This is a genomic window from Paenibacillus silviterrae, from assembly GCF_030167925.1.
In the GTDB taxonomy this organism is placed as follows: Bacteria; Bacillota; Bacilli; order Paenibacillales; family NBRC-103111; genus Paenibacillus_G; species Paenibacillus_G silviterrae.
The window spans coordinates 1,033,240-1,059,747 of sequence record NZ_JASKUT010000001.1 but is presented as its reverse complement, the minus strand read 5'-3'; the positions used below and the strand labels follow the sequence as shown (position 1 = coordinate 1,059,747).

Sequence of the window (26,508 nt, the reverse complement as noted above, 5' to 3'; positions counted from 1 at the left end):
GACCCTAATCATATCGTAAAACGGTAGGAATGCATAGTTTTTCCGCAAAATTTTACACGAAACGGAGGCAAAAAGCAATAACCGGCGCCCGCAGCTGCGGACACCGGTTGTTTGACAGCTATGCGGCTTTCACCGGCTTGGAGCCGTTCCCGCGCTGAGGCAGCACACGGCGTTTGGAGGGCTTGCTCAGCAGGCTGCCGAGGCCCATCAGGAACGTCGGGATCCCGGCAAAGCCGAGCACCAGAATCCAGTCCTGCAGACCGAGCGGCACCGTCTTGAAGATCGGCTGAAGCTGCTCGACGTACAGCACGGGGAGCATCAGCAGCAGAGACGACACGACGGCAAGTACCAGCCACTTGTTCTGCAGCGGATTGCGGTGAAAAATGGAGCGCGAGCTTCGGCAGTCGAAGACATGAATCAGCTGTGCCATAACGAGAGTGACGAAGGCAACCGTCTGCGCCTTGACCAGTGTCCCCGCTTCGTCGCCGCCCTGCTGCAGTGTGATCCAGAAGGCCGCGAGCGTACATAAGCCGATCAGAATCCCGCGGCTGACGATCTTCCAGCCGAGGCGGCGGGCGAAGATGTTCTCCTTAGCCGAGCGCGGCTTCTGCTGCATCAGATCCTTCTCCGCCTGGTCTACGCCGAGTGCCATGGCAGGCAGACCGTCGGTGACGAGGTTGACCCACAAAATTTGTATCGGCACGAGGGGCAGCGGCAGTCCGGCCATCATCGCAAGGAACATCGTCATGATTTCGCCCACGTTCGAAGCAAGCAGGTACCGGATGAATTTGCGGATGTTCTCATAAATCCCGCGGCCCTCTTCAATCGCTGCAACGATCGTCGCAAAATTGTCGTCGCTTAACACAAGCGCGGAAGCTTCCTTGGACACGTCGGTACCGCTGATGCCCATCGCGATTCCGATATCCGATGCCTTGATTGCCGGCGCATCGTTGACGCCGTCGCCGGTCATGGCGACAACATGGCCCTTGCGCTGCAGCGACTTGACGATACGAAGCTTGTGCTCCGGTGAAACCCGGGCGTACACGTAAATATCGTCAACCCGTTTATCCAGCGCATCGTCGTCCATCGCCGCCAGCTGCTGACCGTTCAGCGCCAAGCCGCCCTGCGGCAAAATCCCGAGCTGCCGGGCGATTGCCTCTGCCGTAGTCTGATGATCTCCGGTAATCATTACCGTTTTGATGCCGGCCCGCTTACACTTGACAATCGCATCGCGGACTTCCTTCCGCGGAGGGTCGATCATGCCGGTAAGGCCGACAAAGATCAGCTGATGCTCCGCATCGCCTTCATCCTCGCAGCGGTCGTTCGGCTTCAGCTCGCGGTAGGCGAGGCCGAGCACGCGCAGCGCATTCTTCGCCATGCCTTCGTTGGCGGCCAGCACCTTCTGCTTTAAGGTAGGTGTGAACGGAATGATTTTCTCATCCCACAGTACATAGGAGCACTGCTCCAGCAGGACATCCGGAGCCCCCTTGGTGCACACCATGCGTCCTCCCTGATGCTCCACGACTACCGACATCCGCTTCCGCTCGGAATCGAAAGGAAGCTCCAGCACGCGGCGGTATAACCCGTCCAGAGCGCTATGAGTCATACCGGCCTTAGCTCCGAGCACCACAAGCGCGCCTTCCGTCGGATCACCCTTGATTTGCCAAATACGGACCGGCTGCTCTGCGTTCTTCTTACGCTTGCCTTCCACCTGCTCCTCTACAAGCCTTGCGTTGTTGCAAAGGACCGATACCTGCAGCAGCCGGCGAAGCATCTGATTATTGCGCAAATCGACGGGAGCGCCTTGGTTCGTAATGGCCCCATGAGGATCATAGCCGTCGCCGGAAACCTCGAGCACATGCCCACCCAGCCACAAATGCGTTACCGTCATTTTGTTTTGCGTCAGCGTGCCTGTTTTGTCCGAGCAGATCACCGAAGCGCAGCCCAGCGTTTCAACGGAAGGCAGCTTCCGCACGATGGCTTTTCGCTGAATCATCCGCTGTACCCCAAGCGCCAAGGCAATCGTCACAATCGCCGGAAGTCCTTCCGGGATCGCGGCTACCGCCAGGCTGACGCCGGCAAGGAACATGCCGTAGGGCTCCTGACCGTGCAGAATGCCCGCAACGACAACCATCACCGTAAGCACCAGCGCGACGATAATGAGTATTTTTCCGAGCTGCTCCAGACGATGCTGCAGCGGCGTTTCCATCGCATCGGTATTTTGGATCAAATCCGCGATTTTGCCCATCTCGGTTTCCATACCGGTCCGAATCACGATTCCCTTCGCCGTACCGCGCGTCAGCATCGTTCCCATAAAGCCGAGATTCCGCTGGTCGCCAAGAGGAATTTCTTCCTCCGTAAGGGCTTCGACATGCTTGGCAACAGGCACGGACTCCCCTGTTAACGCCGATTCCTCGACATAAACGCCATGCGTCTCGACAAAACGCAGATCCGCCGGGATCCGGTCGCCGCTCTCGATCAGGACGACGTCGCCGGGCACCAGGTCCCTCGCCGGAATCTGAAGCAGCGCTCCGTCGCGGATCACCTTCGCATTCGGGGCCGAGAGCTCCTTCAGGGCACGCAGCGACCTCTCCGCACGAAATTCCTGAAGGAAACCGAGCACTCCGTTCATAATAATGATAGCGATGATCGTAATCGCGTCGAGGTATTCGCCGAGAAGTCCGGAAATCAAGGTAGCACCGAACAGCACCAGCACCATGAAATCTTTGAATTGGTTCAAAAATAACGTGAGCGGCGAGACACTCTGGCCGTCCGTCAGCTCGTTGCGTCCGTGCTTCGTCAGCCGATCCGCCGCTTGCTCTGAAGTCAGCCCTTTGGCAGGCTCCGTGCCCGTCAGCTGCAGGGTCTCCTCTCCCGTCAATTGATACCACTTTTTCTGACTCATTTGCTTCTTCCCCTCCCAAAAGGTTGTCTAGGCTAAATGTATTCAGACAAGCAGCAAAATAGCACCACGTCCTAAAGACAAGGGTCCGGCACCCGCCTATTTTACTTACGCTTCGCATTGCGTTATACTTGCTTGTTAACTAAGGCGTATGAGCCGGACACGGAAGGAGACGATCCGTATGCAGCATGAAGCGTTTCAGGCGTTCGTCGTAGACTCAACCCCAGGGGGACCGTCGGCAGCGTATCGCGAGCTTACTCTCGCCGATCTGCCTGAGGGAGATGTACTGGTTAAGATTCAATATTCCAGCTTGAATTACAAGGATGGCCTTGCCGTTACGGGACAAGAGAAAATCATTCGCAGCTACCCGATGGTACCCGGGATCGATTGGGCCGGCACGGTGGTGAGCTCAAGCTCCCCGCGCTTTCAGCCCGGGGACGAGGTCGTCATGACCGGCTGGGGCGCCGGAGAGCGCTTCTGGGGAGGGTACGCGCAATATGCCCGGACGAGAGCGGAATGGCTTCTGCCCCTTCCCCGCGGACTCAGTGCTCTGCAAGCCATGGGCATCGGTACCGCCGGATTAACGGCGATGCTGTGTGTCCTGGCGCTGGAGAAGCAAGGGCTTGCCGCAGACCGCCGCGAGGTGATCGTCACGGGGGCGAGCGGCGGCGTAGGCAGCGTAGCGGTGCTGCTGCTTTCCCTGCTCGGGCATCAAGTGACAGCCTCAACGGGGCGCCCCGAGGCTTCCGCCGACTTCCTGCGCAGCCTGGGCGCCCGGCACATTCTCCCGCGCGAGGAGCTGGCTCGACCTGGCAAGCCGCTGGAGTCGGAGCGCTGGGGCGCGGCGGTCGACACCGTCGGCGGCGACACCTTAGCGTCGCTACTCAGCAGAATGGCTTACGGCAGCAGCATTGCCGCCTGCGGCTTGGTGGGCGGCTCCTCCCTGCAGACAACCGTATATCCTTTAATATTGAGGGGCGTGAACTTGCTGGGGATCGACTCCGTTATGGCACCTCTTGAGCTTCGGGAGGCCGCCTGGTCTCGCCTTGCCGAGCTGCTCCCGAAGGAGCGGCTGGAGAGCCTCATGACGGTTCTTCCTTTCCGCGAGCTGCCTCAAGCAGCCGAGGACATCGTTCAGGGGCGCACCACCGGGAGAATCGTCATTGATGTAAACCGCTAAGCTATGGCATCATTAGAAAAGAGCACGACTTAAGTCTTTTTGTATAGAAACGGAGTTGTCCAGTTATGTCGTTAGACGGTCTGGTCGTACACAGCCTGGTGCAGGAGCTGCAAGGCTGTGTCGGCAGCAGAATCAATAAAATTCATATGCCTACAGGCAATGATATCGTTTTGCAAACAAGGGCAAAGCAGGGCAATGTCAAGCTGCTGCTGTCCGCCAATCCAACGTATCCGCGGGTTCATTATACGGAGATGAGCTATATGAATCCGATGGAAGCGCCGATGTTCTGTATGCTGCTGAGAAAGCACTGCGAAGGCGGCATCATCGAAGCGATCACCCAGCCGGGCTTGGAACGGGTGATCCACATGCAGGTGCGTCAGCGCGATGAGCTGGGGGATGTCAGCGTCAAAACGCTGGTCATCGAGATTATGGGCCGGCACAGCAATCTGATCCTGCTCGACCCTGCCACCGGGATGATCCTGGACGGGATCCACCATGTAACCCCCGCAATCAGCAGCTATCGGGTCGTTATGCCCGGAAGCACCTACACAGCGCCGCCGGAGCAGCATAAAGTAAATCCCTTCGAGGTAACGAAGGAGCAATTCCTCCAAGCGTTGACCTCCGATATCGAAGATTTGGCGCTTAGCCTGGAGCAGAGGCTGGTCGGCCGCTTCAGCGGACTCAGTCCCTTGGTCGCTAAGGAGATCGTATACCGGGCTGGAATGACAGAGCATACAGGAGAGCTCGAGCTTCTCTGGAAGCCCTTTACGGAAATGATGGAGCGACTGCGGAGTCAGGGACCGATCCCTGCGATCTACGAGGGAGCGAAAAGCGGCAAGCTGGTATTCTCCGTCGTGGAGCTGACGCATATGGGCGAGCCCATCGCCGCGTTCGATTCGGTGAGCCGCTGCCTCGAAGCCTACTACGGAGACAAGGCGGAGCGGGATACCGTGAAGCAGCGGGTTTCCGACCTGCTGAAGCTGCTTACGAACGAACGGAGCAAAAATGTAAAAAAACTCGAAAAGCTGGAGGAAACGCTGGAGGAAGCGAAGCATGCCGATAAGTTCCGAATCCTCGGCGAGCTGCTGACGGCGTCCATGCATTTGATCGAGAAAGGCATGAAGGACATCGAGGTCATCAATTATTATGATGAAGAGCAGCGCCCGATTCGAATCGAGCTGGACCCTCTGCTCTCTCCCTCCGAAAATGCCCAGCGTTATTTTAAGAAATATACCAAAAGCAAGAACAGCCTGATTGCCGTAAAAGAGCAAATGGAGCAGGCCCATGAGGAAATCCGCTATCTGGACAATGTGCTGCAGCAGCTGAGCAGCGCCGCGCTGAGCGATGTAGAGGAAATCCGCGAGGAGCTGGTCGAACAGGGCTACTTAAGAAACCGGGACAAGAAGGGCCGCAAGAAAAAGCCGAATGCGAAGCCCCAGCTGTCCTGCTTCACTTCCAGCGAGGGGATTCCGATCTATGTAGGAAAAAACAATACACAGAACGAATATCTGACGAACCGTCTCGCCCATCCGTCGGACACGTGGCTCCATACAAAGGATATTCCGGGCTCCCACGTGGTCATTCGAAGCGCTCAGTACGGTGAAGCTACCCTTAGCGAAGCGGCTCAGCTCGCCGCCTACTACAGCCAAGCCAAGGAATCAAGCCAGGTTCCCGTCGACTTCACCTTGATCAAGCACGTTCGCAAGCCGAGCGGAGCCAAGCCCGGTTTTGTCATCTACGATCATCAGAAGACGCTCTATATTACCCCGAGTGCCGAGCAAATCAAGCAGCTGCCGGTCGCTGTGAAATAAAGAGCCGGACCGTTACCAAAAAAGATCGCTCCCCATGGCCGGAGAAGGTAAATCTTCCCGGATCCACGAGGTGCGATCTTTTTTATGCTAAACAATCAGCTTCTTGATTTTCTGTACGGTTTCTTGGGCATCCCCGGCTACCAAGTGAATAGCCTCGGTACCGGTCAGCAGTTCATCCCGATCGATCGCCCTGCCGCCGATGAATACCTTCGTAGCGAGCTCCAGCTGTTGTATACGCCGGTCAAGCTCCAGGTAAAAGGGGATGGCCTCCTTCAATAGCTCGGATGAGGAGGAGCCGAAGGCGAAGGCGGCCGGCTTGAGCTGCTCCAAACAATCGAAGATGCCCTTCTCCGAAGGAGCCGCCCCCAAATACACAATCTGAAAGCCCTGCTGAAGCGCAAAATAGCCGAAGAATAAAACGCCCAGCTCATGGCGCTCCTTAGGTGAGCAGGCGGTCACAACGAGCGGCGTATCCGTTGCACGATGGTATAGGTTCCTTAGGGCAAGCAGCCTCTCCCTTACGAAATGACTGCCGAAATGCTCCTGATATTCGGATATTTCCCCCCGTTCCCATCGCTCCCCGATATCGACCAGCGCGGGAGCCAGCACCTGCAGCAGCACGAAGTCCATATGGTGAAGCGCCAGCAGCTGATCAAAGAACCGCTGCGAGCCGGACTGATCCAACCGGAGAAACAGCGAGATCAGCTTCTCCCGGTAGTCTTTCGCCTCACCGGGCGATCCTTCTACGTGGAAGGTGGCGATACCCTCCTCCTGAGGAGTCGTCGATCCTGTCTGCTCCCCTTCCTCCAGCTGCTGCTTCCGTTCCTGCACAGCCAAGCCGATGGGCACGCCCTCGTCGACCTTGCTCTTCAGCCAGAGCAGCGTCTCCATATCCTGCTTCGTATACCCGCGATAGCCGTTAGGAAAACGGGAGGGCGTTACGGCATCGTAACGCTCCTCCCATTTACGGATCAGCTGAGTAGACAGGCCCGTGCGCAGAGCGGCCTCTTTAATCGTAAATAGTCTTTGTGTCATCCGGATGTACCCCCGAAACGGCAAGCTGACCTCATTATAAACTATTTACAAACCTTATACAAGAAGCGGGCCGATTAGATGACAGCCGGCAGGAAACAGACCAAGCTTCATATCGATGCTGCCAGTGCGCTGGAGACGATCGATGATCTGATGATCATTCTTCGGGCGGATTTTATCGAGCTTGGCAAAATCGCCTACTCCGATATCATTACCGAGAAGGTCAATGAACTGCGCGACCTGCTTCGGCAGCTTAAGGAAATGAAATAAAGCCCGAACGGGCTTCCTGAAAGGGGAAGCTCTTCCGGGCTTTCTTACTAAACGGAGGGACGGCCGATCGAGATGTATTCGAAGCCGAGCTGTGCCATGGCTGCAGGAGAGAAGCAATTGCGTCCGTCCAGCAGGATAGGCCGATTCATGAGCATGTGCAGCCGCTGAAGATCCAGCCGCTTTATTTGCTGCCACTCTGTCAAGACGGCTGCCGCATCTGCTCCCTCCACCGCCTCATAAGGGTCTGTAAAGTAGCTTATCCCCTGATGACCGAGCCGAGAGGCTGCCGGAACCAAAGCAACGGGATCGTAGGCATGCACATGGACTCCCCGCTCGACTAGAAACCGTATAATGTCCAAAGCCGGTGCATCCCTCACATCATCGGTATTCGGTTTGAAAGACAAACCGAGCACCGCTAAGGTGCATCCTTCCGGTGTATCTAAAGCTTCGATGATTCTTTTGGCGAAAAGCTCTCTCTGCAGCCGGTTCACCTCGATGACCGACCGCAATATTTTAAAATCGTAATCGACGTTCTCAGCTATGCGAAGCTGGGCTTGTGTATCCTTCGGGAAGCAGGAACCCCCGTAGCCTATGCCGGCTTGGAGAAAATGCGGGCCGATCCGGTGATCCATCCCCATCCCCTCCGCAACGGATTCCACATTGGCCCCGACCTTGTCACACAGATTCGCCATTTCGTTGATAAAGGAGATCTTGGCTGCCAGGAAAGCATTCGATGCATATTTGATCAGCTCTGCACTTTCCCTGTCGGTGATCAGCACCGGCGCTACAAATGGCTCGTGAAGCTTGGCGATTCGGTCCGCCGCCTCTTTCCTTGCCGAGCCTATCACAACTCTGTCCATATGGAACGTATCCCTGACAGCCGAGCCCTCCCGCAAAAATTCAGGATTCGATACGACCTCAAAGCTCGCATGCTGCGGAGCATACTGCCTTAGAAGCGACTCCAGCATGCGCGCCGTGCCGACTGGAACCGTGCTTTTGATGACGATGAGTTTATATCGACCGAGCAGCGGCGCGATGCGCAGGGCGGCTGCTTTCACCTGCCCCATATCCACCCCCCCGTCAGGCAGGGAAGGCGTGCCGACCGCGATATAGATCAGCTCCGCCTGCTCTACGGCCCCCTCAAGGTCCGTTGTGAACCGAAGGCGTCCCTCGCCCAGATTGCGCCGGACCAGTTCCTCTAATCCAGGCTCGTAGATCGGGATCTCCGCTTGTTGTAATCGCTTAATTTTGTACTCATCGATATCGACGCATGTGACCTGATTCCCAACCTCAGCAAAACAGGTGCCGGATACTAACCCTACATAACCGGTACCGATCACTGCCAATGTCTCCCGCATGGCCCCTCCAACCGTACTGATGTTTATGAGTCCATCCTTGCCACAAGCTCCCGCAAATAGCTCTTGAGATCATCCCCAAGGCCGGGCCGCTGTAAAGCGAATTCAATGCTTGCCTGCATGTAACCGAGCTTATCCCCTGTGTCGTAACGTTTCCCCTGAAGCGAATAAATCGCCATTCTCCGGGCTCTGTTCAGGATACGCAGCGCGTCGGTTAACTGAATTTCTCCGCCTCGGCCGGGTTTGCAGCTCTCCAGAATGCCGAAGATGTCAGGCTCAATGATGTATCTTCCGATAACCGCCAGGTTCGAGGGAGCCTCTTCCCTTGCAGGCTTCTCTACTAAATCCTCCACGAAGCTGCAGCCGTTGGCCGACGGGAAGCACGGAGAGACGATCCCGTATTTATCCACGTCTTCCCACTCGATTTCCTGTACGGCAATGACAGAGGTTTGCGTTTTGTCGTAGAGGTCCATCATCTGCTGCAGGCAGGGCGGATCCGATTGAATAATATCGTCCCCCAGCAGAACGGCAAACGGCTCATTCCCGATAAATTTCCGTGCGCACAGGACCGCATGTCCAAGACCCAGCGGCTGCTTCTGTCGTATGTAATGCACGTCAGCCAAACTGGAGACGCTGCGGACGATGTCCAGCAGCTCCTTCTGGCCCTTCTCCTCCAGCATCATCTCGAGCTCGACCGACTTGTCAAAATGGTCCTCGATAGCTCGCTTATTCCGTCCGGTGACAATCATGATGTCTTCGATGCCGGAGGCGATGGCCTCCTCGATGATATACTGAATCGCCGGTTTGTCGACGATCGGAAGCATTTCCTTGGGCTGCGCCTTGGTCGCCGGCAGGAAACGAGTTCCGAGACCTGCGGCCGGAATAATCGCCTTACGTATTCTCATTCCTGTACTCCCCTGCGCTCATATAATTGCTGCACGACCCGTACATCGACCGTTCTCGCCCCGATCGGAGCATGGAAAACCACACCGTTTCGGCTCCCGTGATAGTCCGAGCCCGCAGTGACGAGCAGGCCGTGACGGGCGGCAAGCTGCTCATAATGCCGCTCCTGTTCCGAAGAATGATCGGAATGGAAAGCCTCCACACCGACAAGTCCTACGGCCGCAAGCTCTCCGATCAGCTCATCCTGCCCGTACAAGCCCGGATGCGCAAGTACCGGCACGCCTCCCGCCTCCAGTATCCAAGCTATTCCCGTAGCGGGATCGATCCGGGGCGGATTCACATAAGCCGCCGCACCGCTAGCCAAATACCGGTCAAACGCTTCCTGCATGGAGCTGACATAGCCTTTCCGGACAAGGGCTTCTGCAATGTGCGGTCTCCCGATCGTTTCATCCTGCTTTTTCACGGTCTTCAGCGAATCGAGCACGTCCTGCATCGTAACAGAAACTCCCAGCTCGGCCAGCCTTTGCAGGATCATGTCATTGCGGCGCTCCCGCACTTCCCGCAGCTCAGCCAGCCGCTGAAGCAGCTGGGGGTCCTGATGCCGGAGCCAGTAGCCAAGGACGTGAATGTCCTTACCATGACGTACCGTGCTGATCTCCACTCCAGGCACTACCTGAACGCCATACCGCTGACCGGCCTCCAGCGCTTCCTCAATGCCGCCGACGGTATCGTGATCGGTGATGGCCACAGCCTTCAGCCCGGCCTCGGCGGCTAATCTGACATTCTCCTCGGGTGTCCCCGTACCGTCTGATGCGGTAGTATGCGTATGCAGGTCTGCTCTCGACACTTCCTCAGCACAACCTTTCCTTAAATATAAACGGCTTATATTAACGCAGGATGAACACTTCCTGCAGGTTAAGTAAAAATTACAGCCATTGACTCAAATCCCTTTCCCTCAAAAAGGTCATGAAGGTTATGGCGGAAATTGGCAATATCGTCGAATTCAAATAGATGGCGTGAAAGCTTCGTTTAAAACGCACATGCTCCAGCTGCTTCACCTGCAATACCCCTAAAGCCGATTCATGCTTCACCGAAGACTGGGACAGGATCGAGATGCCAAGTCCCGCTTCCACCGCCGATTTCACAGCCCCTGTGCTCCCCAGCTCCATCACGATCTTCAACGCTCCGGCGTCGCAGCCGACCCGAGACAGCTCCTCCTCCATCACCCGGCGCGTGCCTGAGCCTTGCTCCCGCAGGACGAATGGATATTTGAGCATTTCTTCAACCGGCACTTCCTCCCACTCGGCCAGCGGGTGCCCGGCCGGAACGATCAGCTTCAGCTCATCGCTCAGCAGCGCTTCCGTATGGACATCGGGATGATGCACTTCGGCCTCCACCAGTCCGAAGGTGAGCTGATGATTCAGCATCTCCTCCAAAATCTGCTTCGTATTGATCACCTTCATGCTAACCGAAATATTCGGATATTCCTGACTAAACGGCCCGAGCAACCGGGGTAAAATATATTCGCCTACCGTCAAGCTGGCGCCCAAATGAAGTCGTCCTTCCAGCATATGCGTGAACTTCGACATGCTGACGTCCGTTTCCTTCATCAGGTCAATGCTGCGCTTGGCATAAGGCAGCAGCGTACGTCCGGCCTCCGTAAGCTCGATCTTCTTCGTCGAGCGCAGGAACAGCTTCGTCCCGAAATATTCCTCCAGCGACTGCACCTGCATCGTAACCGCAGGCTGGGTCATATGGAGCGCCTGTGCGGCATGAGAAAAGCTCCCTTTTTCCGCTACCGTATAAAAAATATGAAGTTGATGAAAATTTAGCGCCATGAAGCGGCCTCCGTCCGTCTAACTTTTGCGGGTCACTCCTAAGTATATCAAAAAAAAGAAAAGCTTGCCGGGGTCAGCAAGCTTTTTCGCACGTATTTCCCCTTTTATTTTCGTTTGCGTCCATTCTTCAGAAGGGTCATGCGGCGGGAGTGCCGAAGCCATGAATAATAAGAACGCAAATCCCGAAGCTCCATCGTCTCCGACATGCGGCCAAGAAACGTCACGACGATCATCCGGTAGGTAGGCTTCCCGTTATGCACAGCTGCCCCTTCCACCGCAGTGAACTCGGCCACCATAACCAAATCCTCATCGATCAGGTAGACGTCCTCTTCATTGCGATAGTAGGAACGAACGGCTCCCGATTTCAGCTTGTCCCATACAAAGCCTGCAATATCCGGCCGGGATGCCTCATTCTTCTCAATCCGGTCGCACCAGCGAATCCGGGCATGATGGGTAATAACTAATTCGATGATCTTCTTGCCGCCAAAAATCAGGTCTTCCGATTCGCTGTCATTCGTGCAACCGATCACCTTATCGTTCACCATGATTACCCCTTTATGACCAGAAAAATGATTCTTGTTGCCTATATACAACCACATCTTCATTCTCATTTTACTGTTTATGCAGGAAGAATCAACTTAAAAAAACTTTATAATGCAAAACCGGGGAAGAAAGCAAAAAAAAGCCTCCGCGAACGGAAGCCTCTTATCAAGCATATCCTAGTTATTGAGCCTCTCCGGCTCATGCTAGATTCACAATGTGTAGAATCTTGTTTTATCTGGCATATTACTGTTATACTCGGTTTTGATTTCATTGCGGTAGGAGCGCTCCACCTTCTTCACAAAAGGAAGCTTCTGCAGCTGCTTGAAGGTCTCCTCCAGGCGGCTTGCGTGGACATACATGGCTGCATACTGCATTCGCTTGGAAATAAAGTGTACGTTCCCGTATTTTTCAAGCTGCTTGGCCGCGGCCTTCACATCGCTAACCCATACGATAATCCCGCTTCGTTCCGTAAACATAAAGCATGACACCTTCTTTCGTAACCCCCTAGGAGAGGATCGATTCTATATGCAAGAGCTGCAATCCGATATTGTTGTTACCGTCACCCGGGGCCCGCTGACGGAAAGTATGCACAGAGGTCACATTGCCGTTGTCGATATCCACGGGGAGCTTCAGGCCTTTACAGGCAATCCTGACTATTACGGGTTCATCCGCTCCACGGCGAAGCCCCTGCAAGCCATCCCATTGGCTGAATCCAATGCTTGGCATCGGCTCGGACTGAGTGCAGAACAAACCGCGCTGTTATGCGCTTCCCATAACGGGGAAGATGAGCATACCGCCGCGGCGTTATCCATACTTCAGCAGCTCTCTCTCGATGTAAGCGCTCTACAATGCGGCATCCACGAGCCTTTCTACAAGCCGGCTGCCGATGCATTGAAAAGGCAAGGCAGTGAGCCGACGCCGCTGCACAATAACTGCTCCGGCAAGCACGCCGGTATGCTCGCTCTCTCCACGGCAATAGGCGCTTCTATACAACAGTATACATCACTTGATCATCCTGTCCAGCAAAAGATGCTGCAAACCGTATCCGAAATGAGCGGAATGGCTGTGCAGGACATTCGGATCGGGACGGATGGCTGCGGTGTTCCCGTATTTGCCATGCCTCTATCCGCATTGGCTTATGCCTATGCCCGTCTCGGCGACCCGCGGCACCTCTCACCCGAACGTGCGGGGGCTTGCCGGACGCTTCTGACCGCTATGCAGAAAGTGCCATTCTATGTAGCAGGCAGCGAGCGGTACGACACATTGCTGGCCAAGGCAACTCACGGCCGGATTATCGGAAAGATGGGGGCGGAGGCGGTCTACGCCGCCACAGTCCCTGAGCGCGGCTTGGGAATTGCCGTAAAAATCGAGGACGGTCATCCTCGCGCACTCTATCCCGCCATTACAGAGGCGCTTGCCCAGCTGGGCCTGCTTACCGGCGAAGAGCTCTCGGAGCTAGCCGAATTCCATCGTCCGGCTGTGCGCAACCACCGTGGAGAAGAGGTTGGGCGCATAGAACCGGTTTTCCGGCTCCATACGCCCAAGGAGTAAAAGATTATCCGCACTTTCCGCTGCATGATCCGCCTGTGGAGCAGCCTCCTCCGGATGCGTGCAGCGGATCGTTGCTTGGCACCTTGATGGTGTCCGATACGGAGCGGGCGATCGTTTCCGATACCTCGTACAGGAGACTGTCAAGTCGCACTTCCGCGGCTTTGAAATTACGGTAAGCCTCCACCTGTTCCAGCTGCGCTTCAATGGATCTCACTTGATCCAACGCCTCATGGTAGTTCGGGTGAAAGTGTCCGAAGCGTTCGCATTCCTCAAACAGCTGGCGCTTCTTATTAAACTCAATCGTCAGCCGCTGTACCTCCGGATCCTTCTCCTTGCGTTCCTTCCAATATAAGTAATCCGACGTATCCGCGGAATATTTAATCATATCTGCAAGCTCGTAGGCCGACAAAAGAATCGTCGACATATCCAGCGTTTGCGTAGTTGCTTCCATCATGGCCAAATGCGGCACCTGCCTTCTATCAATCTAGTCAGACAAGTATATCATATCACATATATGCCACCTCATGCTTGATCAAAATTTATCATTGATCCCAGGTAAAATCAGCTTCATTTCCTGCCATTCCTCCGCAAGCCACTGTACTTCCTCCAAGAGAACCTCCTCAGCCTGCTGTTGGCCGACCGGCCGCTCACGCCCCGTCATGCACCACGTTCCCCTAGTTTCCTGAAGCTTGCGGGGCGCTACCCGGTAATCGGTCCCATTCCTGCGCAGCTGAAGCATCGTCTTCCACTCGATGGCCTTTTCCACCATTTCCTTCCGTGTAGACGGGTGATAGCTTCTGTAATCCTTCAGCCACATCGGAGGAATGCTGTTCAAATCGGGATACAGCTCGTACAGCTCGGGCAAGCGACGCTCCATCTCGAAATACTGGGTGGAGTGCCGAGAGTAAATCAAGCCTTTGTCCCCCGCAATCCATGGAAGAGCCAGCTTCCCTTTGTTGTCTACCGCAGCTAACCGCGGATACTGACGTCCCTCAGGCTCGGTCCCCGGCAAGCCCGATACCTTGCCGGGCATCCATCCGGCCTTCTCCAGCGCCTCCGTCAAAGCTCGAACAGATTCCGGCCGAATGAGAAAATCCTTCTCCCCGATCCGCTCTTCCAGCTTGCCGGATACCGAAGTTAAGCGCTGCAGCGATTCCGCTGTCTCCGGATCGGCACAGCGAAGCAGAATGACCTGCTCGTAGCGCACCTTACCGTAGGGCTTCGTCCATTGGATTAACGTCAGACGTACATTCTCGGGCACTCCGTACATGGCGTGCCGCTCAAGGAAGTCGATCATTTCGTCGCACGTTCGGCCGCATTCAAGACCGCGGCGCAAGCTTTCCTTGCTCAGCTTAAATACGCTGAGCTGATCACGCACAACGCTGTCGGCAAAGCTGCACAGCTCCCAAACGACGGATTGCGGCACATCCGGGGGAACAAGCAGGTCAAAATCCGGCTGGACGATCAGCACCGGCCCTTCCTCCTCCGCCGGTGTATCGCTCTTCCCGGCAGGATTGCGAAGCCATCGGTAATAGCATTCTCCCGCTGCGTCCACTCCCTGCTCCAGCCAGCCGAACGCAATTAATGGAAGCGCCCAGGACCGCTCCCATGTTTCCCGCAGCTGCTCACGGGCAATACCGCAGCCGGTAAGCCACTGTTCCATGGATTTCCAGGATATCCATGCTTGGGCCGGCTGTCGCTCCATTAAGATGACACCATGCTGCAGCGCTGCCTCCGACGGGCGGGTCAGCGATTTCCAGCAGGCATAAAGAATCGCGTCCTGCTCCTCTAGCGATAAGTGCAGCCAGCGGCTGCACGTGGCCTCGTCAAGTACGATTTCGTCTTGTCTCTGCTCTGCCAGCTGGAGTCGAAGGAGCAGATCCAGCCCGATGGCGAGCGGCAACGGGTACATGTCCGAGAACACATATTTCAAGGAAGCCCCGGCTAACCACGCTTCTTGCAAGCGAAGCATGTCCGCCAGCTTCTGAAGCTGCTTCTTGTGCAGCGTTCCTCCTTTAGTCAGCTTAAGGCCTTGCTGCGCCGACTGTACGAGTAAATAGAACAGCTCCTGAGCTAAGCTCGTGCCTGCGGAAAGGGTAACTTGGATGCCGGGATCGTCCGTAGGCTGCTCCTCCAGAGGCGGGAACAGCAATTGCTGCCAAAGGCGCAGCCCGTCGTCCGGCATCACATACACATGCTCGCCCCAGCTTTTGCGAAAGGCGAAGACAATCCCCTTTTGCAAAAGGCTGGTGAGACCTGCCTTCGCTTCCGCCCCCGCGAGCAAACCTGCCGCCGCCCGTTCCAGACCGATCGCTTCGAACGGCTCACAGCCGAAATGCTTGACGATCAGCTGCAGCACTCCCTTCTCAGCGGGAAACAATCGATTCCACACCGTTTCCATCACGGCCGAATCGGTCAATAATGCTTCCAGATCGCCGCCGCGCTGCAGCCAAGGGGCATAGATCGTTTCGCGCTCCATACGGCAGCGGACTTCATCCGGAAGTCTGGACAATAAGTGCGCGTAATTCATGACAACACCACCTCCTTGGACGTGCCTCCTTCGACCTCTTCAATCCGGTATGCATAACCCTGCTCAATAAGAAATAGCTGCCGGTTCACGGCAAAATCCTGCTCCTTCGAATCAGCCGTGACAATGGTATAGAAATAGGCCTTGTTTCTTTTACTTTTCGGACGCAAAATGCGTCCCAGCCGCTGTGCTTCCTCCTGCCTTGACCCATAGCTGCCCGATACCTGAATGGCAACCGCCGCATCCGGCAGGTCCACAGCAAAGTTGGCCACTTTGGATACAATCAGCGCCTGAAGCTCGCCGGTGCGAAATTGCTGGTACAGCTTTTCCCTGCGGTCGTTCGGCATGTCCCCGCTGATCATTGGAAGCCCCGTCCGCTCCGATATGGCTTGCAGCTGCTCGAGATATTGACCGATGATCAGCGTCTGCTCCCCTTGATGCTGTGCCAGCAGCCTTTCAACCACGGCGACCTTAGCGGGATTTTCGCTGGCTATGCGCATCTTCTGCCTTGCGCCTGCCTCCAGGTACGGCTCCTGCTCACCTTCCGCAAGGGGCACCCGCAGCTCAATGCATTCGACAGATGCGATCCAGCCTTGTCCCTCCAGCTGCTTCCATGGCATCTCGTACCGCTTGGGCCCTACGAGCGAGAATACGTCCTCCTCGCGCCCGTCCTCCCGGACCAGCGTTGCCGTCAAGCCAAGTCTCCGGGTTGCCTGAATATCGGCCGTCACCCGAAAAACCGGAGCCGGCAGCAAATGCACCTCATCATAAACGATAAGGCCCCAATCTCTTTTATTAAACAAATCCATATGCTTGAACGGTTCGTCCTTGGACTTGCGGTAGGTTAAGATTTGGTAGGTAGCGATCGTGATGGGCCGGACATCCTTCTGCTCGCCGGTATATTCCCCCACCATCTCCTCCGGCACCTCGGTTTTTTCCAAAATTTCACGCTTCCACTGCCGAACGGAAGTCGTATTGCTGGTCAAAATCAAAGTGGCACAGTTCAGCTTGCCCATGGCAGCGATCCCGATGACCGTTTTTCCGGCACCGCAGGGCAGTACCAACAAGCCGCTCCCCCCTTGCAAGCTTCCCTCTTTATAGAAGGAATCCACGGCAAAGCGCTGATAATCCCGCAGCCGGAACTCCCTGCCTTGCTCCGTCGTTTCCTTCAGCCGAATAGGCAGCGCTTCACCTGAGCTGTATCCCGCCACATCCTCCACCGGGTATCCAAGCTTAATGAGCTCCTGCTTCAGCAGTCCGCGATATTGGGCGGAGAACCGAAGCGTGCGGTGATCGATTTGGACTAAGCCGTACGACCGCAAGGAGCGAAAGGAGCACATCTCCTTAATCGCATCCAGGTTATCGGATATAAGCAGAAGATCGTCACCGAGCCGCTCCATGCGGACCATGCCGTACCGGTCCACGAAGCGCTTGATATCCTGCTTAACCGTTAAAGGGACGCCGAATTTCGCATGCCGCTCCAAAAATGCCGTAATCTCCTCCGCATTCATACCCGATGCCGCGGCATTCCAAAGCGACAACGACGACATTCGGTACGTATGAATATGCTCAGGCGACTTGATCAGATCCGAGAAACGGGACAGCCCGCTGCGTACGGAATCGAACTCAGGATGCCTAGTTTCCAGCAGGACGGTAAAATCACTCTGCACTACCAGCGCCCGTTCTTTATGTATTTGCATCGCTCTTTCCTCCCTGGCCCTTCTATTACTTCTAGTATGAGGGGAAAGCCTATGAAATAAACATAACGTTTACAACACGCCTGACTCACACTACAATGAATACCATTAGGTCGTCATAACATACTGAAGGAGAAGGAATGGAATGCGGAAACCGGTCATACGGTGGGGAATGCTGCTCGTCATTATTGGATTGGTTATGTTATCTGCCTGTGCAGCCAAAGGCGCTTCTACAGGCAAAGGGGATGAATTTGAGGCGTCGATTTATCAATCGTATCCCGATTTGAAAAAGCGTCTGGTTGCCGTAACGGAGGTCAAGCGGGTCGTGGACGGCGATACCTTCGAAACGAAGAACGGAGACAAGGTGAGGCTCATTGGTGTGAATACGCCCGAAACCGTCAAGCCCGGCAGTCCTGTGGAGAAATTCGGGAAGCAGGCCAGCGACTATACCAAAAAACGGTTAACCGGACAAACGGTCTATCTATACAAGGATACGGGGGAAAAGGATAAGTATGGCCGCCTGCTCTGCTATGTATTCCTAAAGGGCGAGCCGGTGATGTATAACGAAACGCTGGTCCGCGAGGGTTATGCCAACGTCATGAGCGTTCCGCCCAATGTAATGTACCAGGATAAATTCGTCAAGCTGGAACGAGAAGCAAGGCAGCAAAAACGCGGCTTATGGGCCGATGAAAAAAAATAAAACATCCCGTATCCGCAGGAAAAGCGGATACGGGATGTTTTCGTCAGCAGGATATTAATGCGTTCCTTGAACATCCATGTTCTTTAATTCTTTTGTTTCCTTCTTGTAGGTCGAATTCTGGATTCTCTCCTGCAGCTTCTCGTAATATAGATCCTCATTGATCGGCAGGTCAACCCAGTTATCGATCCATGTGGACAGATGCATCGCATTGGACAGTGTCAAGCCCTTGATGCCCTCTTCTCCCGGTGCCAGCAGCGGTGTTCCCTTCAGCAAATGATCCACGAAGTTTTGCGTAATCCCCTTGTGCTGCGAGCCCTCTGAGGAGCCGACCGGAATTTCACATTTCCAGCTCTCCGGGGAACCGAAGCCGCCCTTATACTCCGCATTGAATTGCGATTCCGGTGTACGCAAACGCCAGAAAGTCAGCTTGCCGTCCTCGATGACAATCTTGCCGCGGTCGCCGGACACCTCGAAGCGGTTGGTTCCTGGTGCTTCGCCTGTCGTCGTGACGAATAGACCCGTAGCGCCATTGGCGTACTCGACGTAAGCAGTTACGTCATCCTCTACCTCAATGTTGCGCCATTTGCCGAAGTGACAGAACGCACGCACGCGCGTCGGCATCATGTCCAGCGTCCACTGCCACAGGTCCAGCTGATGAGGATCCTGATTAATCAGCACCCCGCCGCCTTCTCCGGCCCAGGTTGCGCGCCAGCCGCCGGAATCATAATAGCTTTGGGAGCGGTACCAATTCGTAATGATCCAAATCGTGCGGCGAACTTCGCCAAGCTCACCGGAAGTAATGAGATCGCGGAGCTTTTGGTACAGCGGGTTCGTTCGCTGGTTGTACATGATGCCGAAGGCCTTGCCCGATTTCGCCGCGGCTTCGTTCATGAGTCGAACCTGCTTCGTGTAGACGCCGGCCGGCTTCTCCACCAAGACATGATAACCATGCTCGAAGGCTTGAATGGCAACTGCCGGATGATCATAGTGAGGCGTACAAATTAACACCGCATCAAACGACTTGGAAGCGAAGAAGGCTTCCAGATTGTCGAACAGCTGGAACTGATCGCCATAGTTTTCACGAACCCAGTCCAATCGGGCCGGATCCGTATCCACGATCGATGTCAGCTGCCCGCCCTTCACTTCATTTTTCACTAAATATTGGGTGTGGCCTTTCCCCATGTTCCCCATCCCGACAATACCAATACGCACTTTGTCCATAGATCTAACCTGCCTCTCCAAACTAGGATTTAAGCGTTTTAACAGTCCTGAACTTTCCAATCCAATTATACAATGCACACGTGAACAATACAATATATAATTCAATAAAAAAGTTCCCCCATGCTTTCTGGGGGAACTTCATCCATTAATGTACAGTAACCTGATCCTGCTCCGAAATTTTGCTCAGCGCCTGTCCGGCTTCATCCTCGAATTTATCACGAACGGCGAGGTCACCGATGGAGACGATCCCTACCAGCTTCTCGTTTTCCGTAATCGGCAGACGGCGGATCTGATGCTGGGCCATCAGCTTGGCAGCCTCATCCACTGTCGTCTCCGGTGAAGCACATACCAGATTATCACTCATCACCTGCTCAACCTTGGCGGAGCCTTCCCGCTTCTCGGCGATGCCTCGAAGCACAATGTCACGGTCGGTAATACAGCCGATCAGCTTCTTGTTCTCATCAACTACGGGAATAAAGCCTGTATCTTCCTTTTTCATTTTTACCGCAACTTCATATACATTGTCCTTTAGTGTTACGGTAGAGCAATCCGTTGTCATGATGTCGCGCAGTTTTTTAGTATTCATAATAAGATCCCTCCTGAAGAGTGGTTTCAGGTGCTGCAACCATAGAATCCCCTCTCCCGGAAGCGATCATGCTTCTGCGGCATTAACAGATATCGCCATTCGTTTAGACAATCGCCGCTTTCTCGTTCATGTAATCCAAGGTCATCTGAAGAAACAGCTTCGCTGCGTGACGCATCGCTTCCTCATCGATATCAAATCTGGGATGGTGATGGGGATGGATGATTCCCTTGCTTTTATTTCCCGCCGCCACAAACATAAAACACCCCGGCACCCGTTCCAAATAATAAGCAAAATCTTCTCCCGCCATAATGAGCGGGGATTTACGCGCGTTTTCCGGACCAAGTGCTTCCGATGCCGCGCGGGCAAAACGATGGGACTCACCCTCATGATTCACTACCGGCGGATATCCCAGCTTGTAGTCGAGCTTGTAATTCGCCCCATGCATCAGGCAAGTCGTCTTCACAATATGCTCAAGCCGCTCTTTAATCTCCATCCGAAGCTCGGGCTGAAAGGTGCGGACCGTTCCTTTCAGTATTGCGGTTTCCGCAATGACATTAAAGCTGGTGCCGCTGTGAAAGGAGCCTACCGAAACCACGCAAGGCTCCGTCGGGTCCGCAGAGCGGCTGACGATGGACTGCAGGTTGACTACCAGCTGCGACGCAACATAGACGCTGTCCACTGTTTCATGCGGAAGTCCTCCATGACCGCCCTTACCGTGGATCTCAAGTACAAATTCATCCGCTGCAGCCATCATCGGGCCTTCCTTGCAATAAGCCGCCCCTACCTCAAATGGTGTCCAAAGATGAATGCCGTAAACGGAGTCCACACCTTCAAGCGCGCCGTGCTCAATCATTCCGAGTGCTCCCCCGGGGCTTGTTTCCTCCGCCGGCTGGAATAAAAGAACGAGATTCCCGGACAGCAGCTCCCGGTGCTCGGAAGCAATCTTGGCAACTCCCAGCAGTGTTGAGGTATGAGCATCATGCCCGCAGGCATGCATGACACCCGGTATTTGGGACGCATAATCACAGCTCTTCTCATCCTGGATAGGCAAAGCGTCCATGTCGGCCCGCAGTGCAACCGTAGGTACCCCCTCCGATTGCTTCAGACGGCCGATGACTCCGTGTCCGCCGGCTTGACGCTCCACCTCAAAGCCCCAGGATTCCAGCTTCTCCGCGACGAATTCGGCTGTATTCGATTCCTGATATGACAGCTCCGGATGCCGGTGCAGGTGCCTCCGCCATTCCACCATATGAGGATAGATTCGGTCCACCGCTTCCCATAATATGTTCATGGTACCAACCCCCGGTTCTTATTGTGCTGCGATCGTAGCTTAGACTTCTGATTATTATATCAAATTTGATAAGCCGTTTCATCCGGGAACGGTCACAGGAATTTCAAACTTTCCCTGCGCCTGCGGGCATACTCCTGCAATAGGCTTGCGCAACTAAGGGAAACATACTATCATGAATACATTAAGTAAGCTACGATGTACATATATTAGGAGGGCTTGGCAGTGATTATTGAAAACAGCGGTGTTAAAGGTATGAAAAGCGATCTGGCTCATCTTGACGAGAGTATGGAGAGCCTTGGATTCGTTCGTTGGCAGTGGGAATATACCCGCGCTACCTATGATTTGAAAATCGAAGATAAAGCGAAGCGCGAGGAATATTTCCTTCGCATCAATACACGTGCCGAATCCGGGAAGCTGGAATCGCCATACGCGATCCTTTACATCGAAGAAGTTTATATCGGAAGAGCGACATTCCCTCATGGACTTGACTATGAATCGCCTATTCCTGATGCCGTTCTCAAAACAGCTCAAGGTAAGCTGGCTGAATTAAAAGTTAAGCTGGCTCACTAACGGAGGCCGGCAATGACTCCCCCGCGACGAGGAACGCCTGACTTTCTTCTGCTGTTCTTGACGTTTTCCTTGGTTTGCTTCGGGCTTGCCATGGTTTTCAGCGCAAGTATGGCTTTTGATCCGAGCGAGCCTTGGTACATGGCCATTCGGCAGGCCATTGCCATTGCCATCGGCACGATTGCCATGTTTTTTTGCATGAACCTGAACTACCAAGTATTCAAGAAGCTGATCATTCCATTCGGAGGCGTCGTTGTTTTCCTGCTGCTGCTTGTACCTATTATCGGTAAAGAAAACAACGGGGCGACGAGTTGGATCGTTCTGCCCGGAGGCTTCAGCCTTCAACCCACAGAGCTAGCCAAGCTGGCGATCATCATCTATTTGGCTACGATCATCAGTAAGAAAGGTGAGAAGATGAGCGATTTCAAGAAGGGCATCGTTCATCCGCTCGCTGTTGTTGCCGTGATCTCCGCTTTTATTATGATGCAGCCGGATTTAGGGTCTACCATGATTCTGATATTAGGCTCTCTCGTGATGATCGCTGTCGGGGGAGCCAATTTGAAACACATTTTTTATCTGGGTGCATCCGGGGCAGCTGTGCTTCTTGTGGGGATTTTGTCTTACGTCCTGTATTTGTCCACCTCCAATGCCGAAAGCTATCGGATCGACCGGCTGATGATTTTCTGGGATCCGTGGGTCGACCCCCAAGACAAAGGTTATCAGCTGGTGCAATCGCTGTACGCCTTTGGTCATGGCGGCTTCACGGGGGCAGGCTTCGGGCAGAGCATCCAGAAGCTTCATTACTTGCCGGAGGCACATACGGACTTCATTTTTTCCATCATCGGCGAGGAACTCGGCTTCATCGGTACGACCTTATTTCTTCTTGTCTACTTAGCCTTCCTGTGGCGCGGCTTGATCGTTGCCCTTCGCTGCAAAGAGACGTTCGGCACGTTAACCGGCGTAGGTATTATCGGCGTCATTGGCATCCAGTCGCTCATTAATATCGGCGGGGTCACGGCCAGTATTCCGCTTACGGGCGTTACACTGCCCCTAATCAGTTATGGCGGTACCTCGATGATCGTCACTCTGATGAGCGTTGGCATTCTGCTCAGTATATCCAGGGAGTACAACAAGCCGGAAAAAGAAACAAGTCGTAGACGCACAACCCAAACGGTGGCCTCATAGTAAAAAGAAGAAGACCTTGTCGCATTAGCGGCAAGGTCTTCTTCTCATAGCTTACTATTTCACGCGATGCGGCTCTTCAATAGGCTGTTGGGTTGCTTCTTCTTCACGGAAGGCTACGCCCTCCACCTTCACATTCACTTCCACTACGGACAGTCCTGTCATGTTCTCTACCGCTTCACGAACATTCTCCTGCAGATCCCGACAAACCTCTTGAATCTTGGATCCGTAGTTTACAATGACGCGAAGATCGATAGCCGCTTCCACTTGCCCTACCTCTACGGAGACGCCGCGTTGTACGTTCTTGCCGCTTAGGCGCTTCGCGAGTCCTTCCGAGATGCCGCCGGACATCGCTGCAATCCCCGGCGTTTCGAGTGCTGCCAATCCAGCGATCGTTGCTACGACATCATCTGAAATGCGGATAAGACCTGTTTGAATCTCTTCGCTCATGAGGATCACTCCTTCAAGGGGTATACCTCTATTGTAATAAGTTCCAATTCGGAAAGCAACTTCTAGGCCGCCAATCCTTCGACAGCTGTTGACATTTTCAATAAATTGACATGAATTACATCGCCCGGACAGCTCCACCATCCACGTAGAACACAGAGCCGGTCATGTAGCTGTTCCTTGGCGACAGCAAATACGCGGCAAAGGCTGCCAGCTCCTGCGGCTCTCCGTAACGTCCGAGTGGGATATCCTTCATGTTCTCCCGGCGTATCTCCTCGATAGAACGATTCTCCCTCATGGCACGCAGCCCGTCTAGCTCCTCCAAGCGATCGGTGCTTATGCGTCCAGGGCAAACCGTATTCAGTAAAATGCCGTCCGCCGCCCATTCCGTTGCCAATGTCTTCATCAGTCCCACTACCCCAGTCCGAAGGGTGTTGGACAGCACCAAGCCCGGAATGGGAACCTTAACGGAAGTAGAGGCTACCGTAACTACTCGGCCGCCGTACTGCTTCATAAGCGGGTGGAAGCCCTTGGCCAGCCGTACGACGCTCATCAGATTCAGCTCGATCGACTTCATCCAGGTTTCTTCGTCGAACGATAAGAAGGAACCGCTTGGCGGTCCTCCCGCATTGCATACGAGGGCATCCACCTGCCCGAAGAGATCCTTCGCCTGCTGCACCAGCCAGCCGATCTGCTCGGCGCTCGCCAAGTCAACGGCCATGCCCGAAGCTTGGACGCCATATTTCTCGCAAAGCTGTGCCGCCGCTTCATTCACCGCCTGCTGATCGCGGCTGCACAGGAGCAGATTGGCCCCCTCCGCCGCAAGCTGCTCCGCAATGGCTCGTCCGATCCCTTTACTGGAGGCTGTAACTACCGCAGTCTTTCCTTTCAGCTGCAAATCCATCCTGTTCTCTCCTTCAAAATAAGTTTTACATTATCCTAGAAACTGGGTATATTAGTATATGGTCTTTCCATTTAGGTATACTTTACCATACGAGGTGAACGATTTGAAACGCCACGGATTTACGATTGGGCTCATTGCGAGCTTCGCATTAAGTGCGGTAGCGCACTATGTAGGAGCGCCTGCGTTCAATCCTACTCTGCAATTTCTTATATCTGCAGTTGCTATTATTTTTGTAGCCGGCTTCTTAGGCAAGGCGACGGAGAGTGTAGCCCACTATGCGGGAGAACGGCTTGGCGGCTTCCTGAACGCCACATTCGGCAATGCAGCTGAGCTTGTCATCGCCATTTTCCTCGTGAAGGAAGGCTTGTTCGATATGGTCAAGGCGAGCATCACCGGCTCCATTATCGGAAACATGCTGCTGGTGCTAGGTCTGAGCGTACTCGTCGGAGGACTGAAATTCAAGGAACAGAAGTTTAACATCAAGATGGCGAGCCATAACTCGTCCCTCATGCTGCTCTCCGTCATTGCTTTGTTCATTCCTGCGATGTTCGCTACCTCGTTCACCAGAGCGCAGACGACCACCATGAGCATCATCGTATCCGTGATCCTGATCGTAGCATACTTGCTGTGGCTGCTGTTCTCCATGGTTACACATAAAGAATTTCTCGCGGATGAAGCAGTTGAGCACGGCGAAGCCCCTTGGTCGAAGGGCTTGTCCATCTTCTTCCTTGTGCTGGCCACGGCCATGGTCGCCGTCGAGAGCGAATGGCTCGTACATACGATTGAAGACTTCAGCCATCAATTCGAGCTGTCGGAGCTGTTCGTCGGCGCATTCCTGATCGCCATCGTGGGGAATGCCGCTGAGCACAGCGCCGCGATCATGCTGGCACGGAAAGGCAAGATCGGCGCAGCCGTTGAAATTGCCGTCGGGAGCAGCCTGCAGATCGCCTTGTTCGTGGCTCCGGTATTGGTACTGGTTTCCATGCTGTTCGGCAACACAATGAACCTTGTGTTCACCACCTTCGAGCTGGTTGCGATCGGTGTGGCCGCCTTCATCGCCAAGTCCATTTCCGGCGACGGCTCGACGAATTGGTACGAGGGTGTGCTGCTGCTCGTCGTTTATCTCATCCTGGGCATCGCCTTCTTCCTCGTGTAGCCAGACCGCCATGAGCACGTACAAAAAAAGAGTAACCTGTGCAAATCGCATAGGTTACTCTTTATTGTTGTTTAAAGCTTCATACAGCTGAGCCAAATTCCGCTCCAGCTTAATCAAAATTTGCTTCCCGGCAGCTTCCGTAATCAGGTCGGCCCGAATGGCAAAATCGATTTCGCGCGACAAGCCATACATCTGCGTATCTAATACCTCTTCATAAAGAGGACATTGTCTCGTCGTTAAATTTTCCATCTGCACTTCAATCAGCTTCTCGATCTTATCGGCATCCTCTTGCAGCAGCTGCAGCGCCTTCTGCGACAAGCTGAGCGACACTTCCGATGATGACATTGCTGCGTCCCCCCTGTATCATCACGCTCTACTAAGTCTAATATTAGACCAAAACCCCGCAATACACAAGTGATTCTCGCAAACAACCTCCAATCGGAAAGAGGGCGCCTTCGGCGAAAGCCGAAAGCGCCCTCTAGAAAGCACTGTCTCTTAGTCTTGAATGCTGTTGATTTGCAGGCCGTGCTTCTCGAAAACTTCCGCCATAGCCTTCTTCGCATCCTCCGAATCAGGACCGTGAACGTGAAGATCGTACTTGCTTGTTGTCAGCAGCGTTGTGAACAAGCCGAGAATACTTTTGACATCGATGTACTTGTTGTCATACTGCAGAACGATCGAGGATCTGAACTTATTTGCCGTTTGAGAAATTTCTACGATTGCGGCGTTATTTGCGTTTGCCATATGAATCCCTCCATGCCATATGCGGAACATCAGAATATGTAAATCGCTTTCTTTCTTCATGATACATTGGAAAACTATAACACGCAACTACTATTTCACTC

26 protein-coding genes are annotated in these 26,508 nt (G+C 54.2%); 8 read left to right on the top strand and 18 right to left on the bottom strand.

Annotated features, from left to right (window positions below):
* Positions 1–118: 118 nt before the first annotated feature.
* A complete protein-coding gene (locus tag QMO62_RS04510) occupies positions 119–2,905 on the bottom strand; it encodes a calcium-translocating P-type ATPase, SERCA-type (protein ID WP_284638920.1) in 2,787 nt (928 codons plus the stop codon).
* 178 nt (positions 2,906–3,083) lie between these two features.
* Here QMO62_RS04510 and QMO62_RS04505 point away from each other — a divergent pair, with 178 nt between their 5' ends.
* Positions 3,084–4,082 carry an MDR family oxidoreductase gene (locus QMO62_RS04505; protein WP_284638919.1) on the top strand — a complete coding sequence of 333 codons (999 nt, stop codon included), beginning with the start codon at positions 3,084–3,086 and terminating at the stop codon, positions 4,080–4,082.
* Between the two features lie 65 nt (positions 4,083–4,147).
* On the top strand, positions 4,148–5,893 hold the full coding sequence (locus QMO62_RS04500; RefSeq protein WP_284638918.1) for an Rqc2 family fibronectin-binding protein: 1,746 nt from the start codon (positions 4,148–4,150) through the stop codon (positions 5,891–5,893).
* A gap of 87 nt (positions 5,894–5,980) precedes the next feature.
* Here QMO62_RS04500 and QMO62_RS04495 read toward each other — a convergent pair whose 3' ends face one another.
* A complete protein-coding gene (locus tag QMO62_RS04495) occupies positions 5,981–6,928 on the bottom strand; it encodes a MerR family transcriptional regulator (protein WP_284638917.1) in 948 nt (315 codons plus the stop codon).
* A gap of 78 nt (positions 6,929–7,006) precedes the next feature.
* On the opposite strand from QMO62_RS04495, the gene QMO62_RS04490 reads away from it, so the two are divergent.
* Positions 7,007–7,195 (top strand): hypothetical protein, encoded by a 189-nt coding sequence (locus QMO62_RS04490; RefSeq protein ID WP_284638916.1) that lies wholly within the window; start codon positions 7,007–7,009, stop codon positions 7,193–7,195.
* A 47-nt stretch (positions 7,196–7,242) separates the two neighbouring features.
* Here the strand turns inward: QMO62_RS04490 and QMO62_RS04485 are convergent, their stop codons facing one another.
* The 6 genes from QMO62_RS04485 to QMO62_RS04460 all read right to left on the bottom strand — a co-directional run bounded on the left by QMO62_RS04485 (position 7,243) and on the right by QMO62_RS04460 (position 12,310).
* Positions 7,243–8,553 carry a UDP-glucose dehydrogenase family protein gene (locus QMO62_RS04485; protein ID WP_284638915.1) on the bottom strand — a complete coding sequence of 437 codons (1,311 nt, stop codon included), beginning with the start codon at positions 8,551–8,553 and terminating at the stop codon, positions 7,243–7,245.
* A gap of 23 nt (positions 8,554–8,576) precedes the next feature.
* On the bottom strand, positions 8,577–9,455 hold the full coding sequence (galU, locus tag QMO62_RS04480) for a UTP--glucose-1-phosphate uridylyltransferase GalU (RefSeq protein ID WP_284638914.1): 879 nt from the start codon (positions 9,453–9,455) through the stop codon (positions 8,577–8,579).
* Positions 9,452–10,300 (bottom strand): PHP domain-containing protein, encoded by an 849-nt coding sequence (locus tag QMO62_RS04475; protein WP_284638913.1) that lies wholly within the window; start codon positions 10,298–10,300, stop codon positions 9,452–9,454. The genes galU and QMO62_RS04475 overlap by 4 nt, the downstream gene beginning before the upstream one ends.
* 79 nt (positions 10,301–10,379) lie before the next feature.
* On the bottom strand, positions 10,380–11,291 hold the full coding sequence (locus QMO62_RS04470) for a selenium metabolism-associated LysR family transcriptional regulator (protein WP_284638912.1): 912 nt from the start codon (positions 11,289–11,291) through the stop codon (positions 10,380–10,382).
* Between the two features lie 104 nt (positions 11,292–11,395).
* Entirely contained in the window at positions 11,396–11,833 is a 438-nt protein-coding gene (locus QMO62_RS04465) for a hypothetical protein (protein ID WP_372516703.1), read from the bottom strand.
* A gap of 210 nt (positions 11,834–12,043) precedes the next feature.
* Positions 12,044–12,310, bottom strand: coding sequence for a YlbG family protein (locus tag QMO62_RS04460; protein WP_284638910.1), 267 nt, complete (start codon positions 12,308–12,310; stop codon positions 12,044–12,046).
* Positions 12,311–12,359: 49 nt separating this feature from the next.
* Here QMO62_RS04460 and QMO62_RS04455 point away from each other — a divergent pair, with 49 nt between their 5' ends.
* Positions 12,360–13,385, top strand: a complete 1,026-nt coding sequence (locus tag QMO62_RS04455; protein WP_284638909.1) for an asparaginase — start codon at positions 12,360–12,362, stop codon at positions 13,383–13,385.
* A gap of 4 nt (positions 13,386–13,389) precedes the next feature.
* Here QMO62_RS04455 and QMO62_RS04450 read toward each other — a convergent pair whose 3' ends face one another.
* The 3 genes from QMO62_RS04450 to QMO62_RS04440 form a co-directional block, all read right to left on the bottom strand.
* Positions 13,390–13,839, bottom strand: a complete 450-nt coding sequence (locus tag QMO62_RS04450) for a YlbF/YmcA family competence regulator (RefSeq protein WP_284638908.1) — start codon at positions 13,837–13,839, stop codon at positions 13,390–13,392.
* A 78-nt stretch (positions 13,840–13,917) separates the two neighbouring features.
* A complete protein-coding gene (locus QMO62_RS04445; protein WP_284638907.1) occupies positions 13,918–15,915 on the bottom strand; it encodes a helicase-associated domain-containing protein in 1,998 nt (665 codons plus the stop codon).
* Positions 15,912–17,612 carry a DNA repair helicase XPB gene (locus QMO62_RS04440; protein WP_284638906.1) on the bottom strand — a complete coding sequence of 567 codons (1,701 nt, stop codon included), beginning with the start codon at positions 17,610–17,612 and terminating at the stop codon, positions 15,912–15,914. The genes QMO62_RS04445 and QMO62_RS04440 overlap by 4 nt, the downstream gene beginning before the upstream one ends.
* 142 nt (positions 17,613–17,754) lie before the next feature.
* Between QMO62_RS04440 and QMO62_RS04435 the strand changes: the two genes are divergently transcribed.
* On the top strand, positions 17,755–18,309 hold the full coding sequence (locus QMO62_RS04435) for a thermonuclease family protein (RefSeq protein WP_284638905.1): 555 nt from the start codon (positions 17,755–17,757) through the stop codon (positions 18,307–18,309).
* Positions 18,310–18,363: 54 nt separating this feature from the next.
* On the opposite strand, the gene QMO62_RS04430 is transcribed toward QMO62_RS04435, so the two are convergent.
* The 3 genes from QMO62_RS04430 to QMO62_RS04420 all read right to left on the bottom strand — a co-directional run bounded on the left by QMO62_RS04430 (position 18,364) and on the right by QMO62_RS04420 (position 21,407).
* The gene (locus QMO62_RS04430) at positions 18,364–19,530 is read right to left on the bottom strand and encodes a Gfo/Idh/MocA family protein (RefSeq protein WP_284638904.1); all 1,167 of its coding nucleotides are present in this window, start codon (positions 19,528–19,530) and stop codon (positions 18,364–18,366) included.
* Between the two features lie 145 nt (positions 19,531–19,675).
* On the bottom strand, positions 19,676–20,116 hold the full coding sequence (locus tag QMO62_RS04425; RefSeq protein WP_284638903.1) for a CBS domain-containing protein: 441 nt from the start codon (positions 20,114–20,116) through the stop codon (positions 19,676–19,678).
* A 103-nt stretch (positions 20,117–20,219) separates the two neighbouring features.
* Positions 20,220–21,407, bottom strand: coding sequence for a M20 metallopeptidase family protein (locus tag QMO62_RS04420; RefSeq protein WP_284638902.1), 1,188 nt, complete (start codon positions 21,405–21,407; stop codon positions 20,220–20,222).
* Between the two features lie 222 nt (positions 21,408–21,629).
* On the opposite strand from QMO62_RS04420, the gene QMO62_RS04415 reads away from it, so the two are divergent.
* The gene (locus tag QMO62_RS04415; RefSeq protein ID WP_284638901.1) at positions 21,630–21,977 is read left to right on the top strand and encodes a YugN family protein; all 348 of its coding nucleotides are present in this window, start codon (positions 21,630–21,632) and stop codon (positions 21,975–21,977) included.
* Positions 21,978–21,989: 12 nt separating this feature from the next.
* Entirely contained in the window at positions 21,990–23,159 is a 1,170-nt protein-coding gene (gene ftsW / locus QMO62_RS04410; protein WP_284638900.1) for a putative lipid II flippase FtsW, read from the top strand.
* Positions 23,160–23,213: 54 nt separating this feature from the next.
* Here ftsW and QMO62_RS04405 read toward each other — a convergent pair whose 3' ends face one another.
* Both QMO62_RS04405 and QMO62_RS04400 read right to left on the bottom strand, forming a co-directional pair.
* On the bottom strand, positions 23,214–23,606 hold the full coding sequence (locus QMO62_RS04405; protein ID WP_284638899.1) for an Asp23/Gls24 family envelope stress response protein: 393 nt from the start codon (positions 23,604–23,606) through the stop codon (positions 23,214–23,216).
* Positions 23,607–23,721: 115 nt separating this feature from the next.
* Positions 23,722–24,507 (bottom strand): SDR family oxidoreductase, encoded by a 786-nt coding sequence (locus tag QMO62_RS04400; RefSeq protein ID WP_284638898.1) that lies wholly within the window; start codon positions 24,505–24,507, stop codon positions 23,722–23,724.
* Between the two features lie 103 nt (positions 24,508–24,610).
* On the opposite strand from QMO62_RS04400, the gene cax reads away from it, so the two are divergent.
* Positions 24,611–25,663: a calcium/proton exchanger gene (gene cax / locus QMO62_RS04395; protein ID WP_284638897.1), complete on the top strand. Its 1,053-nt coding sequence runs from the start codon at positions 24,611–24,613 to the stop codon at positions 25,661–25,663.
* Positions 25,664–25,717: 54 nt separating this feature from the next.
* Here the strand turns inward: cax and QMO62_RS04390 are convergent, their stop codons facing one another.
* Both QMO62_RS04390 and QMO62_RS04385 read right to left on the bottom strand, forming a co-directional pair.
* Positions 25,718–26,008, bottom strand: a complete 291-nt coding sequence (locus tag QMO62_RS04390) for an Fpa/YlaN family protein (RefSeq protein WP_284638896.1) — start codon at positions 26,006–26,008, stop codon at positions 25,718–25,720.
* Between the two features lie 150 nt (positions 26,009–26,158).
* Positions 26,159–26,407: an HPr family phosphocarrier protein gene (locus tag QMO62_RS04385; protein WP_284638895.1), complete on the bottom strand. Its 249-nt coding sequence runs from the start codon at positions 26,405–26,407 to the stop codon at positions 26,159–26,161.
* Positions 26,408–26,508: the final 101 nt, after the last annotated feature.

What these genes read in the sequence shown, in the direction of transcription:
- QMO62_RS04505 (WP_284638919.1), top strand. Translation starts at nt 3,084, where the DNA reads ATGCAGCATGAAGCGTTTCAGGCGTTCGTCGTAGACTCAACCCCAGGG.
- QMO62_RS04405 (WP_284638899.1), bottom strand. Translation starts at nt 23,606, where the DNA reads ATGAGCGAAGAGATTCAAACAGGTCTTATCCGCATTTCAGATGATGTC.
- QMO62_RS04420 (WP_284638902.1), bottom strand. Translation starts at nt 21,407, where the DNA reads ATGAACATATTATGGGAAGCGGTGGACCGAATCTATCCTCATATGGTG.
- galU (WP_284638914.1), bottom strand. Translation starts at nt 9,455, where the DNA reads ATGAGAATACGTAAGGCGATTATTCCGGCCGCAGGTCTCGGAACTCGT.
- QMO62_RS04485 (WP_284638915.1), bottom strand. Translation starts at nt 8,553, where the DNA reads ATGCGGGAGACATTGGCAGTGATCGGTACCGGTTATGTAGGGTTAGTA.
- QMO62_RS04450 (WP_284638908.1), bottom strand. Translation starts at nt 13,839, where the DNA reads ATGATGGAAGCAACTACGCAAACGCTGGATATGTCGACGATTCTTTTG.
- QMO62_RS04470 (WP_284638912.1), bottom strand. Translation starts at nt 11,291, where the DNA reads ATGGCGCTAAATTTTCATCAACTTCATATTTTTTATACGGTAGCGGAA.
- QMO62_RS04390 (WP_284638896.1), bottom strand. Translation starts at nt 26,008, where the DNA reads ATGTCATCATCGGAAGTGTCGCTCAGCTTGTCGCAGAAGGCGCTGCAG.
- QMO62_RS04385 (WP_284638895.1), bottom strand. Translation starts at nt 26,407, where the DNA reads ATGGCAAACGCAAATAACGCCGCAATCGTAGAAATTTCTCAAACGGCA.
- ftsW (WP_284638900.1), top strand. Translation starts at nt 21,990, where the DNA reads ATGACTCCCCCGCGACGAGGAACGCCTGACTTTCTTCTGCTGTTCTTG.
- QMO62_RS04455 (WP_284638909.1), top strand. Translation starts at nt 12,360, where the DNA reads ATGCAAGAGCTGCAATCCGATATTGTTGTTACCGTCACCCGGGGCCCG.
- QMO62_RS04445 (WP_284638907.1), bottom strand. Translation starts at nt 15,915, where the DNA reads ATGAATTACGCGCACTTATTGTCCAGACTTCCGGATGAAGTCCGCTGC.
- QMO62_RS04460 (WP_284638910.1), bottom strand. Translation starts at nt 12,310, where the DNA reads ATGTTTACGGAACGAAGCGGGATTATCGTATGGGTTAGCGATGTGAAG.
- QMO62_RS04430 (WP_284638904.1), bottom strand. Translation starts at nt 19,530, where the DNA reads ATGGACAAAGTGCGTATTGGTATTGTCGGGATGGGGAACATGGGGAAA.
- QMO62_RS04435 (WP_284638905.1), top strand. Translation starts at nt 17,755, where the DNA reads ATGCGGAAACCGGTCATACGGTGGGGAATGCTGCTCGTCATTATTGGA.
- QMO62_RS04440 (WP_284638906.1), bottom strand. Translation starts at nt 17,612, where the DNA reads ATGCAAATACATAAAGAACGGGCGCTGGTAGTGCAGAGTGATTTTACC.
- QMO62_RS04495 (WP_284638917.1), bottom strand. Translation starts at nt 6,928, where the DNA reads ATGACACAAAGACTATTTACGATTAAAGAGGCCGCTCTGCGCACGGGC.
- QMO62_RS04510 (WP_284638920.1), bottom strand. Translation starts at nt 2,905, where the DNA reads ATGAGTCAGAAAAAGTGGTATCAATTGACGGGAGAGGAGACCCTGCAG.
- QMO62_RS04425 (WP_284638903.1), bottom strand. Translation starts at nt 20,116, where the DNA reads ATGAATACTAAAAAACTGCGCGACATCATGACAACGGATTGCTCTACC.
- QMO62_RS04400 (WP_284638898.1), bottom strand. Translation starts at nt 24,507, where the DNA reads ATGGATTTGCAGCTGAAAGGAAAGACTGCGGTAGTTACAGCCTCCAGT.
- QMO62_RS04490 (WP_284638916.1), top strand. Translation starts at nt 7,007, where the DNA reads ATGACAGCCGGCAGGAAACAGACCAAGCTTCATATCGATGCTGCCAGT.
- QMO62_RS04500 (WP_284638918.1), top strand. Translation starts at nt 4,148, where the DNA reads ATGTCGTTAGACGGTCTGGTCGTACACAGCCTGGTGCAGGAGCTGCAA.